Source organism: Arthrobacter sp. R1-13 (assembly GCF_054161475.1).
This window is the reverse complement of the sequence record NZ_CP096420.1, coordinates 327177-340085: the sequence shown is the minus strand read 5'-3', so window position 1 is coordinate 340085 and position 12909 is coordinate 327177. Positions and strand designations below refer to the sequence as shown.

General features: G+C 62.6%; 6 protein-coding genes. 4 read left to right on the top strand and 2 right to left on the bottom strand.

All coding sequences use genetic code 11. The features are described 5' to 3' along the window. Positions 1-195: 195 nt before the first annotated feature. Complete coding sequence (gene pstS, locus M1D88_RS01675; protein WP_458112895.1) at positions 196-1314, bottom strand: phosphate ABC transporter substrate-binding protein PstS; 1119 nt, start codon at positions 1312-1314, stop codon at positions 196-198. 257 nt (positions 1315-1571) lie between these two features. Beyond that, complete coding sequence (locus tag M1D88_RS01670; RefSeq protein ID WP_458112894.1) at positions 1572-4397, bottom strand: S8 family serine peptidase; 2826 nt, start codon at positions 4395-4397, stop codon at positions 1572-1574. 272 nt (positions 4398-4669) lie between these two features. On the opposite strand from M1D88_RS01670, the gene M1D88_RS01665 reads away from it, so the two are divergent. The 4 genes from M1D88_RS01665 (at position 4670) to M1D88_RS01650 (ending at position 12901) form a co-directional block, all read left to right on the top strand. Beyond that, on the top strand, positions 4670-6583 hold the full coding sequence (locus M1D88_RS01665) for an amylosucrase (protein ID WP_458112893.1): 1914 nt from the start codon (positions 4670-4672) through the stop codon (positions 6581-6583). A gap of 75 nt (positions 6584-6658) precedes the next feature. After that, positions 6659-7552 carry a polyphosphate kinase 2 gene (ppk2, locus tag M1D88_RS01660; protein ID WP_458112892.1) on the top strand — a complete coding sequence of 298 codons (894 nt, stop codon included), beginning with the start codon at positions 6659-6661 and terminating at the stop codon, positions 7550-7552. Positions 7553-7592: 40 nt separating this feature from the next. Next, positions 7593-11507: a Pls/PosA family non-ribosomal peptide synthetase gene (locus M1D88_RS01655; protein WP_458112891.1), complete on the top strand. Its 3915-nt coding sequence runs from the start codon at positions 7593-7595 to the stop codon at positions 11505-11507. After that, on the top strand, positions 11504-12901 hold the full coding sequence (locus M1D88_RS01650; protein ID WP_458112890.1) for a M1 family metallopeptidase: 1398 nt from the start codon (positions 11504-11506) through the stop codon (positions 12899-12901). The genes M1D88_RS01655 and M1D88_RS01650 overlap by 4 nt, the downstream gene beginning before the upstream one ends. Positions 12902-12909: the final 8 nt, after the last annotated feature.

The window sequence follows — 12909 nt, the reverse complement described above, 5'->3', positions numbered from 1 at the left end:
TCTGGGATCAGAACCGCTTGCCGGGAGGCCTGCTCTCCTTCCCGATAAGCGGTGAATCTGGTGGTGCTTCGGACAACAGCCAGAATCCCTGCCCCCGGCGGACGGTCCGTGACCGCCCAGCCGGAGCAGGGAACCTGGTTCAGTTTGGTTTTTCCACTATGCCTTGCAGCAGTCGGGAATCCCTAGGATTTGACCCTAGGACTTGACCTTGATGGATTCTATGGCCTTGACGGCCTTCTCACGGAGTTCTGCCGAAAGCGGTGCCGACTTGGCGGCATCGGCTGCGGCTTCCTGGCCTCCCTCGGAAACAACGTAGGTTTCGAAGGCCTTGACGAGGTCAACCGTCTCCTTGCTGTCATAGGTGGAGCAGACAACGTGGAAGGAGACCAGCACTACGGGGTAAGCACCTTCGACGGCAGTCTTACGGTCCAGCTTGATGGACAGATCGTTCGCAGACCGGCCCTCGACGGGCTTGCCGGCATCGACTGCCTTGGCGGCGGCCTCGGCGGAGATCTTGGTGAAGGTCTCCCCAACCTTGATCCTGGCGATACCCAGCTTGCCGCTCACTGCGGAGTCGTCAGCGTAGGTAACCGCACCCGGGGTGTCGGTGACGGTCTTGACGACGCCGGAGGTTCCCTTGGCGTTTTCACCCTTCAGGGAGGCCGGCCAGACGCCGGAAGCCTTGTCGGTCCAGGCTTCCGGAGCCGCTGCAGCAAGGTAGTCCGTGAAGTTGGTGGTGGTGCCCGAGTCATCGGAGCGGTTCACGGGAGTGACCTTGAGGTCAGGCAGGCTCGTGTCAGGGTTCAGTTCCGAGATTGCGGGATCGTTCCAGTTTTTGATCTCGCCACGGAAGATTTTGGCAACTGTCACGGCGTCGAGGTTCAGTTCCTTGACGTCCGGAATGTTGAAGGCGATAGCGATCGGGGAGATGTATACCGGAATGTTGATGGCGCCGTCGGGACCGCAGATCTCCTTGGACGATTCGTACTCGTCGTCCTTCAGGTAAGCGTCCGAGCCGCCGAACTGGGCCGAACCATCCAGAAGTGCCTTGCGGCCAGCGCCTGAGCCGTCCGGGGAGTACTGGACGGTGGCGCCCTGGTTTGCCGAAGCGAACTCTGACTTCCAAACATCCATTGCTGCGCCCTGCGCGGAGGAACCGATACCGGTCAATGTGCCGGTGGCGTTGGAACCGGACTTGGCCCCGCCGTTTGCGGCGGCTTCAGTGGGGTTGTCGGAACCACAAGCTGTCAACGCGAGTGCCCCTGCTGCGATGACTGCAATGGCCGCATGGCGGCCGAAACGGAATGCCTTCACTCGATGTGCCCCTTCCAGGGAATCATTCGCGGGCCGGGCCGGAGTCGCCCTGGCTCGCTGATGCGTAGTTCTCTACCTTCATTGAAGGTATGGGCATCAGGTAAAGGGAATAGCCGTGAAAGGTGAACGCAGGGTTAACGACGGCGGCATATTGGCTGACAGATGGCCGGTCACCGTTGCGTCAATGATTTGGGAGGCGTAAAGGTAGCGGTGCCGCTGGTGGCACCGCTACCTTTAGACACCCGACTAAGGAACTATCACGTCTTGGGATGGCGGTAGCGGTACATGAATGCTGCCATCTGGTCCCGGAGGACGGCCGAGCCCGGGCGGAACGTCTTTGAACCATCGGCTTCCCCCCAACCGCCGCTGATTTCCATCTTGGCAAGCCACGCAATTTCTTTGTAAAAACCGTGGTTAGTAGGAATGTCGGCGAACGGAGAAACTGCCGGCGGCACATACTCCGGCTTTCCTGCATGGCGGTAAATAAAAGCGGCCATCTGGTCACGATTCACGGGTGTGCCCGGGCGGAAGGTCTTTGAACCGTCGGCTTCACCCCAACCGCCGCTGATTTCCATCTTGGCAAGCCACGAAATCTCCTTGTAGAAGTTGTGGCTGGTCGGCACGTCGGCGAAGGGCGACTTTGCCGGCGGAACAAACTCGGCCGGACTTCCTGCCAGCCGGAACAAGAAGGCAGCCATCTGATCCCGGTTCACAGGCTGGGAAGAACGGAAAGTCCGGGAACCGTCCGCCTCAAGCCACCCCGAAGTGATTCCTTCTGTGGCAAGCCAGGTGATTTCCTTTGAGAAGGATGACCCCGCATTGATGTCGCTGAAGACACGGGAGTCGAAAGTGACGGTCCAGGAGGCAACACTCCCTGTCACTATGGCATAGCCGTGGGTCGCCCGGGCATCCACACGGAGAGCGCCGACGCCAGGGTAAGTCCCTGGTGCCACTACGCTGCCAGCCACCACGTACTCCACGCCCTCAGCCGAGGGCACCGTGTAGGTGTCGTTGGGGGTCCCGATTTTGTCGGTGAACTGAACCGGCGCTGGCACTACCCCTGTGGCGACGACTGCAGTTTCCGCGCTGCTGCGTTCCTCCGAGACGTACGCGTCCTTAGTACCCGTAGCTCGAACCGAGAGGGTCTTCCCCTTGTCTTCCGCGCTTACCCGGTAGGTGTTGGCCACAGCAGCGGGGATTGGGGCACCGGCCCGATACCACTGGTAGGACATCGAGACGGGCGCCGGTTCCCATGTCCCCGCGTACGCAGTGAGGAGTCCACCCACAATGGCCTGCCCATTGATTAGCGGGTCATTTGGCACAACCAACGCTCCAGGCTCAACCGGAGGCGTCGGCGCCGAGGTCTCGGACACGCTGGTCCCGAAGAACCGGCTCCCTTTCACCGTGGCTGTCAAAGACGCCCCGACGTCGGCCGGCTGCACGTCGTAGCCCGCTCCCTGTGCTCCTTGGATGGGCGTGCCGTTCCGGTGCCACTGATAGGAAAAACTGACATCGCTGGGGATCCAGCTGCCGGTCTGGGCGTAAAGGGAGTTCCCGACGACGGCCGTTCCCTGGATGATGGGCGTACTTCCGGTTATTTCCCGGTCATTCTTGAAGTTCAGTGCCGCTGTTCCATCCAGCACGCCGCTTCCGCATGTCTTGGGTGGCTGGCAGGCCCAGGCGTACTTCCGTGAGGTGGTTTCCATCCTCGTCTCCACATTTGCCGGTGTGGCCAGGTCTCCAAGCCGCGACATGAGGAGCGCCGCAAGTCCCGACGCATGCGGGGCCGCCATGGAGGTGCCTTCGGAGAAGGCATAGTCTTCACTGCCGGGGACCTCGCTGCCGGCATTGAATGTGACGACGATCCCGTCCGGGAGATTATGCGTCATCGCTGTCATGTCCCCACCTGGCGCCGCAACGTCAACGGCAGAGCCATAGTTGGAGTAGGGTGCCAACTGTCCAGTGCGGGCAAGAGCGGCGACAGAGACGACGTTCTCGCAGTTCGACGGGCTTGTTTCCGCAGCCAGTATCTTGTCGTTGCCTGCCGCCGCCACCACCACCGCCCCGGAGTTGTAGGCAACGTTGACCGCGTTCTGGAACGTCACAGAGCAGCGGGGAGACACGCCGCCGAGGCTGAGGTTGATGACGCGGGCCGGGTTGGGATTGACAGGTATTTCCTCCTCGCCCTCCTCCACCTCAACGGTCTTACCGGCAGCCCAGATGATTCCGTCCGCGATGTCTGACGTGTAGCCGCCGCACGGTCCCAAGGCGCGGACCGGCAGGATCTTCGCCTCGGGCGCCACTCCTATCATGCCCTGAGCGTTATTGCCGACAGCGGCGATGATGCCGGCAACCTGAGTGCCGTGCCAGGAGGAGTCGCTGGCCGGAAGGCCGTCCTGGCACTCATTTGCGGCCGTCCAATCGCCTTCATCGCGCGGGTTGGCGTCGCGACCATCGGAGTCTCGGGAGTAGTCGGGATCAGACATCATGTCGTAGCCGGGGAGCACGTTCCCGTTCAGGTCCGAGTGGCTGGTGATACCGGTGTCCACCACGGCCACCACTGCCCCGGCGCCTTTGCTGACTGTCCAGGCACCTTCCATCCTCATCCCGCTGTTCTCCTCGCCGAGGCCCCACTGTTCCGGTCCCCACACCCCCGAATAGTAAGGATCGTTTGGCGCTGCCGCCCGATGCATCCGGTGGTCCGGCTCGGCGTACTCGACGGCGGGATCCGCCCTCAGCGCGGCCAGCGCCTTTTCGATTTCGCCCGGATTCAGTGCGCGCTCTGTCCGCAGCACACGTGCCCCCGCTGACGTCGCGCGGAGGTCCTTCGCCGGGGCCCCTGCGATCTGGGCTACCTTGCCGAAGGCCTGCGCCCGCATGGCAGAACCCGGGGCGGCTTTAGCTTTGAACTTAACGATGATCTGGTCGGTGCCAGCTGCGGCGCCGACGGCCGGGGCGGCGGGTGCAACAGGAAGTTCCGACGCGGCCTGGGCCGGGAGGGAAACAACAGAGCCGCAGACGAGTGCCAGCACACCTGGAATCAGGAGACGTGAGGACAGGCGTGTGCGCAGAGCATCAAACATTGCGAAATCCTAGGGTCTAGGCGTCCACCCCCCCAGGAGCCGGATCGCGCAAGAATAGAGACCGCGGAACCCGCGTCACGCATGATTGTAACAACGTTTTGCCTTATAACACCCGCGAAGTTTAGCCGGGCCCTCAAGGCCTCGTCGGGGCAGCACCACTACAATCACCAGCGGGGGCAAGCGCTCTCAAAAGACCGGCAGCAGCCAGCCGCCGGTGAATGGCACTTACAGCCAGTAAACCGAACCGCAACCTCCTCCAAGGAGCAGTTTCCATGCCTGAGCTCACAGAAGCAGACCAGATCCTAAACCGGAAGGTGCTTGACGCCGTCGCCCGACAGGCAGGCATCGGACGTGGAGATCAGGACTGGACCGACTTCGAGCGGCGCTTCGGCAGGCATTTTTCTGACTTATCCCGGTTGTTCCATTCGCTCTATGGCCAGCGGCGGGACTTTCAGGACCAGCTGACTTCGCTCCTCCTCGAAATCGCCCGCTCGTGGAAGGAAAGGCCCGCAGATCTCAAGACCATCGACGTCGAGCGGGAGGGCAACAGCGACTGGTTCCAGTCCAACCGGATGCTCGGCGGAGTCTGCTACGTGGACCGGTATGCTGCCGACCTTGAGCGTGTCCGAGCGCGGATCCCGTACTTCAAGGAACTGGGCCTCACCTACCTGCACCTGATGCCGCTGTTCCTGGCGCCCGAGCCGCACTCCGACGGCGGTTACGCCGTCTCCAGCTACCGCGAGGTCAACCCCAAGCTCGGCACAATGGAACAGCTGCGCGAACTTGCAGCTGAACTGCGCGCCAACGGCATCAGCCTGGTGGTCGACTTCATTTTCAATCACACTTCAGACGAACATGAATGGGCCCGCAAGGCTGCTGAGGGCGACCCGGAATACAGCGGCTACTACTGGATCTTCCCGGACCGTACCCTGCCCGACGAGTTTGAGAAGAACGTCCGCGAGATTTTCCCCGATGACCACCCGGGCTCCTTCATTCAAATGCCTGATGGTCGGTGGGTCTGGGCTACTTTCCATTCATTCCAATGGGACTTGAACTACTCCAACCCTGAAGTGTTTCGTGCCATGGCCAGGGAGATGCTCTTCCTGGCGAATCAGGGAGTGGACATTCTCCGGATGGACGCTGTGGCCTTTATCTGGAAGCAACTCGGAACGACGTGTGAGAACCTGCCAGAAGCCCACACCCTGCTGCAGGCGTTCAACGCCGTTTGCCGCATCGGCGCCCCCTCCCTCCTCTTCAAATCCGAAGCCATCGTCCACCCCGATGAAGTGGCCTTGTACATCGATCCGGCAGAGTGCCAGCTTTCCTATAACCCACTGCAGATGGCCCTGATCTGGGAAGCGATGGCCACTAGGAACGTCTCTCTGCTCTCTCAAGGATTGGAACGGCGCCACAACATTCCGCCGGGGACGTCCTGGATCAACTATGTCCGCAGCCACGACGATATCGGCTGGACCTTCTCAGACGAAGACGCAGCAGAGTTGGGCATCAACGGCTTCGAGCACCGGCGGTTCCTGAACTCCTTCTACGTCAACCGGTTTCCGGGGAGCTTCGCCCATGGTGTCCCCTTCCAGGACAACCCCCGCACCGGGGACTGCCGGATTTCCGGAACAACGGCGTCCCTCTGCGGCCTTGAGGACGGTTCCAAGCAGGCGCTGGAGAGGATCCTGCTGGCACACTCGGTGGCGTTCAGCACCGGTGGCATCCCGCTGCTCTATCTGGGCGACGAGGTGGGCCAGCTGAATGACTACCAATATGCAATGGAAGAAGGTCACGCAGCCGACAGCCGCTGGGTGCACCGGCCGCACTACCCAGCGGAGCAATATAAAAGACGGCACGACCCCGCGACGCCGGAAGGCACAATCTTCGCCGGGCTGCGGAAGATGATTTCAGTGCGCGCTGCCACCCCGGAAATCGCAGGCACGCGCCTCGTGGACTTCAACACCCATAATCAAAGCGTTCTCGGCTATCAGCGGCCGGGGAACGGCTCCGCAATCCTCGCCCTGGCCAACTTCAGCGACGAACCCCAGGACGTTCCGGCCATGACGTTGTCTGGATTTGCACTGGAGGCAGTGGATATTCTGTCCGACAGTCCGCTGAGCCTCGGCCAAGGAATCACCCTCAGCCCGCGCGAGTACGTTTGGCTCAGGGTCCGGCCACAAGCCTAGGATCGTGCGGTTCACATCTCACTCTGTTGTTTCCCTGTTCATCGGCAGTTCACCGCTTGGGCGTATGGTCTGCCGGTGAACGTATTCGATCTGTCCAGCCATGGCTTCTCCGTGCTCGACGATGATGATGATGACCCGGTTCTCGTCAGTCCCCACGGCGCCCCCGTCGACACCTGGCGGGAAGGCTACCCGTACGCTGCCCGGATGACGCGGGAGCAGTACGAGATGGAGAAGCGGTTACTTCAGATCGAACTACTGAAGCTGCAGAAGTGGATCAAATCCACGGGCCGTCGCCTGGTGGTGGTTTTTGAAGGACGGGATGCAGCCGGTAAAGGCGGGACCATCAAGCGCTTCACGGAGCACCTGAACCCCCGCGGTGCTCATGTTGTGGCGTTGGAGAAGCCCAGTGAACGTGAGCAGTCGCAATGGTACTTCCAGCGATATGTGGCCCATCTGCCGGCTGCAGGCGAGATCATCATGTTTGACCGCTCCTGGTACAACCGGGCGGGGGTTGAGCGGGTCATGGGGTTTTGTACCGACGTCCAATACCAGGGGTTCCTTCGCCAGGCTCCGGCCTTTGAGCAGGTTCTGACGAACGACGGTATCGACGTCGTGAAGTTCTGGTTTTCGGTATCCCGCACCGAGCAACTGACGCGGTTCACCATCCGTCAGGTGGACCCGGTCCGGCAATGGAAGCTCTCGCCCATGGATCTGGCCTCTCTGGACAAATGGGATTCCTACACCGCAGCCAAGGAGACCATGTTCCGGGCCACGGACACAGCGTGGGCCCCCTGGACGGTGGTCAAGAGCAACGACAAGAAACGCGCCCGGCTTGAAGCCATGCGCCATGTCCTGCACATGTTTGAGTATGAGGACAAAGACACCGAACTTGTCGCGGCGCCGGACAGCCTGATTGTTGGCCCCGCTTCAAGGATCTTCGAGGACGGTGAAAGTCCAGGTGGAAGCTAGGCCTGGGGTTGACACGCCTGTTGCAGGCATAAACGGGCTCGTGCAAACCCACAGCCCGCAGCTGAAAGGTGCGCTGAAGGCTTCCGCCCCGCGCACCCTTGTAGAAATTTTTGAAGATTCTGTTGCCGCGTACCCTGACTCGTCGGCCCTGGACGATGGCCGTGCCAGCCTCAGTTACACCGAGTTGCAGGCCGAGGTCAGGGCCTATGCCCGGCTGTTGCAGCGCTCCGGCATTGGCGCGGGGCACAGAGTGGGCGTGCGGATTCCGTCAGGGACCAACGAACTGTATGTGGCGATTCTTGCTGTCCTTTTTGTCGGAGCGGCCTACGTCCCGGTCGACGCCGACGACCCGGATGAGCGCGCCAGGCTGGTGTTCGCCGAAGCGGGCGTATCCGCCGTTCTGGGCGCCGGCGGTATCCAGGACAACCCCGTCCCCGGCGGTTCCTTGCCGGAGCCGCGTCCGGCAGCACCTGATGATGACGCGTGGATCATTTTCACGTCCGGGTCCACGGGGACACCCAAAGGCGTGGCGGTGACACATCGCTCTGCGGCAGCATTCGTCGACGCCGAGGCACGCCTCTTCCTGCAGGAGGAGCCCCTCGGTCCTGCTGACCGGGTACTGGCAGGCCTCTCCGTTGCCTTTGACGCATCCTGCGAAGAGATGTGGCTGGCATGGCGGCACGGGGCATGCCTGGTTCCGGCTCCTCGTGCCCTGGTAAGGACAGGAATGGACCTGGGTCCCTGGCTGGTCACCAAGGGCATTACTGCCGTCTCCACCGTGCCAACGCTGGCCGCCCTCTGGCCGGTTGAGACACTTGACGCCGTCCGGCTGCTGATCTTCGGCGGCGAAGCATGCCCGCCGGAACTGGCCGCCCGCCTTGCAGTGCAGGACCGCCAGGTTTGGAACACGTACGGACCGACTGAGGCTACGGTGGTAGCCTGCGCAGCCCTAATGGATGGATCCGGGCCCGTCAGAATAGGCCTTCCGCTGGATGGCTGGGATCTCGCCGTCGTGGATCCCGAAGGCATTCCGGTGGCTGAGGGCGATATTGGAGAACTGATCATCGGCGGAGTAGGACTGGCGCGGTATCTCGATCCGCTCAAGGACGCCGAGAAGTTTGCCGCCATGGAAAGCCTGGGATGGGACCGCGCCTACCGCAGCGGCGATCTCGTACGCTATGAACGCGAGGGTCTTCTGTTCATGGGCCGGGCCGATGAACAGGTCAAGCTCGGTGGCCGGCGCATCGAGCTGGGGGAGGTAGATTCCGCCTTGCAGGCCTTGCCCGGAATCCACGGGGCAGCTGCCGCAGTGAAAAACACCGGTGCGGGACACCAGGTTCTGGTTGGCTACCTTGCCCCGGGGCCAGGCATCGAACCCGACCTTGCCGCCCTTCGTGAGGTGCTGGCCCTGAAACTTCCGGCCGCGCTGGTTCCCATGCTCGCCGTCGTCGACTCCCTGCCTGTGAAGACCAGCGGCAAGGTGGACCGGGCCGCACTGCCGTGGCCCCCTAAATCCGTGGCGGAGGATACATCTACCGGGACAGTGACCTTGGATCCTGTTGCCGCGTGGATCGCCGAGCACTGGACCGCGGTGCTGGGTGGGACTCCCGAAGGCCTGGAGGCCGACTTTTTCGCACATGGCGGAGGCAGTCTGGCAGCGGCCCAGCTGGTGTCCGCGCTGCGCACCAGATATCCCACCATCACGGTCGCTGACATCTACTCCCGGCCGCGGCTGGGAGCACTGGTGGAGCTGGCCCTGACATCGGGCGGCGGAGGGGCCGCAGTCCCGGCACCCGAACGTACCGTCAGACCAACCGCCCGGAAATCCCAGGTCTTCCAAGTGCTCATCAGTGCGCCCCTTCATGTCCTGGTGGGGATGCGCTGGCTGACCTATCTGATGGCCGGAAATAACGTGTTGTCCATGCTTGGTCTTCTTACGGCTGCACCCACCGTCTCCTGGTGGTGGGTGCTGGCGTCCTGGGCAGTTTTCGTCAGTCCTTTGGGACGCATGTCAATCGCTGCGGCGGCCGCCCGAATACTTCTTCGCGGCGTTGTCCCAGGCGCCTATCCCCGATCGGGGAAAGTGCACTTGAGGCTCTGGCTGGCAGAGCAGATCGCTGATCTTGCCGGGGCTGTCAGTCTCGCCGGGGCCCCCTGGATTCCGTACTATGCCAGGGCGCTGGGCGCGAAGATCGGCCCGAATGTTGACCTCCATTCCGTGCCCCCGGTCACCGGGATGCTGTACCTAGGCCCGGAATCCTCGATTGAACCTGAGGTGGATCTCTCCGGCTGGTGGATCGACGGGGATCTGGTCCATATCGGACCCATTCATGTAGGCCGGGGTGCCACGGTTGGCTCCCGCAGCACCCTGATGCCCGGTGCCCGCGTGGGGGCCGGAGCAGAGGTCTCCCCTGGTTCCGCGGTTCTAGGGAAGGTCCGTGCTAACCAGCACTATGCCGGGTCTCCGGCCGTCAGGATAGGCAAGGCCCGCCGCGACGTCCCCGCGTACCCTGCGCTCAACAAAGGATCCAGCTTTTGGTTTCCCGCCTACGCGGCCGGGTCGACCCTGCTCGCCGGGATTCCCTTTTGCTCGGTGTTGGCGGGCGCCTCGGTGGTGGCTTGGGCGGTTCGCGGCCAAGGTTCCCTCGCTCAAGCCTGGCCGACTGTGCTTGGAGCTGTGCCCGTGGCGGCTGCCGTCTGGTTCATCGCCAACCTCCTGCTCATTGCCGGCGTGGTCCGTATCCTGGGGATCGGCTTGAAGGAAGGCCACTACCGGGTGCGCAGCCTTACGGGATGGCGGATCTGGGCCACAGAGCGGGTGCTGGACGCAGCCCGGGATCTGCTGTTTCCGATTTATGCCAGCCTGTTCACCCCTCTCTGGTTGAGAATGCTCGGTGCAAAGGTAGGACGCAATGTCGAAGCCTCCACCGTTCTGCTCCTGCCTTCGATGACCACGGTCGGCGACGGCGCTTTTCTGGCCGATGACACGATGATCGCCTCCTACGAACTCAGCGGGGGCTGGATGAAAGTAGCTCCCGCAAAGATTGGCAAACGAGCTTTTCTGGGGAATTCCGGCATGACCGGCCCCGGCCGCAGCGTTCCTAAAAATTCCCTCGTCGCTGTACTCTCCGCTACGCCTGCCAAGGCCAAGTCAGGCACGTCCTGGCTCGGCAGCCCTCCCGTGAGACTCAGGAGGTCAAAGCTCGACGCCGACCAAACCCTGACGTTTGATCCGCCGCTGCGGCTAAAAGTATTTCGTGCATGCTGGGAACTCTGCCGGGCGATTCCCGTGGTCCTGACCGTAGGCATCGCCGCCGGGGTTCTGCTGGCCTTGGATCTTCTGGCAGGCAGCGCCGGAGGCTACATCGCCGCGGCCCTTTTGGGTGGAGTCATCGTCTTGGCCGCCGGAGCCGTGGCGGCGGCGGCCTCCGTCTTCGCGAAATGGACCCTCGTGGGCCGCATCGAAGCCAGCGAACATCCACTGTGGAGTTCTTTCATCTGGCGCAACGAGGTAGTGGACACCTTTGTGGAGATGGTGACAGCACCTTGGTTCGCGCGATCCGCAACAGGCAGTCCTGCCCTCGTTTGGTGGCTTCGCGCCTTGGGTGCGCGCATTGGCTCCGGTAGCTGGTGCGAGAGCTATTGGCTGCCCGAAGCCGATCTGGTTACCCTGGGGGAAAACTCCACAGTCAATCGCGGGTGCGTGATCCAGACGCATCTGTTCCACGACCGCGTCATGAGCATGGCAGCAGTGACTCTGGAGGACGGGGCCACCATAGGTCCCCACGGCGTGATCCTGCCCGCAGCGCGTATCGCAGCCGGAGGCACCGTCGGCCCGGCGTCCCTCGTAATGCGCGGGGAGACCGTCCCCGCAGGCAGCTATTGGATCGGGAATCCCGTCAGCCCCTGGGCGGTGGGGCCCGGCGGGCCGGGTCAAGTTACGATGATCGGGTGAACCGACCTTTCGCTTCCCCTGAACTGGGCCGGGCACTCCTTCCGGATCCGCTGCCGGACCCCTACACCCCGGGCCACGGTTCCTCGGACTTTAGCGTGTCACGGTATGAACTGCACCTCGACTACCGTGTGGTCACGAACCGCCTCGAGGCGCATGTAACTGTTTCCGCGACCGCAAGCACGCAGCTGACGTCCATCATGCTGAACCTTTCAGGACTGCGCGTGGTGAAGGTCAGGGTGGACGGCCAACGTGCCGCACGCTTCATCCAGCGCGAGGGCCGCGTCGTCATCACCCCCGCTGGCCCCCTCCCGGAGGGATCCGACTTCAGCCTGGACATCCGCTACGAAGGACGGCCCGGCCCCCTGCGGGGAAACTGGGGCGACGTCGGGTGGGAAGAACTGACCGACGGCGTCCTGGTCGCCGGACAGCCCACAGGAGCACCGTCCTGGTTCCCTTGCAACGACCACCCCAGTCGCAAAGCCAGCTTCGGGTTCACTGTCACCACTGATGCGAACTATCAGGTGGTGTGCAACGGGACCCTGGTTTCCAGGCACGCGAAGGCCAGCCGCGAAACCTGGGTATATGAACAATCAGAGCCGATGGCAACTTACCTGGCTACGGTACAGATCGGCCGCTACGAGATCGCCCCACTGGCAGACTCTCAAGAGCCTGGTGCCGGCGGCCGGAACGAACCAGCCGCCGGAAGCAGGGTCCGGCAGCTCGTCGCGGCGCCGGCAGTCCTGATGAGCCGAGCACAGGCAACGCTTGCCCGGCAGGACCAGATGATGGCCACGTTCGAATCCTGCTTCGGACCGTACCCGTTTCACTCCTATACCGTCGTCGTCCCGGACGACGAACTGGAAATTCCGCTTGAGGCGCAGTCCCTGTCAATCATCGGGCGCAACCATCTGGACCAGCGGTGGGAATCACAGCGCCTCATCGCCCATGAACTGGCGCACCAGTGGTTCGGGAATTCTGTTACAGCCTCCTCCTGGAAGGACATCTGGCTCCACGAGGGCTTCGCCTGCTATTCAGAATGGTTGTGGTCAGAAGCCTCCGGCCACGGAACGGCTTCATCCCGGGCAGAAACTGCCCGGGATGGTCTCGCTGCCAAACCGCAGGACCTGGAGATCGGAGACCCCGGCCCGGAACTGATGTTCGATGACCGCGTTTACAAGCGAGGTGCTTTGGCCCTGCATTCACTGAGGGGGGCCATGGGCGATTCGCTCTTCTTTGGGTTCCTCAGGGCCTGGACGGAACGGAACCGCTTCGGATCAGTGACTACCGCTGACCTTATTGGGCTGGCACAGGAGTTGTCCGCGGGTCTGCCAGGCTTTGACGCCGAGAGCATCCTTCACCCTTGGCTCTACCAGTCACGGCTGCCTCAACGCTGAAGCCCCCT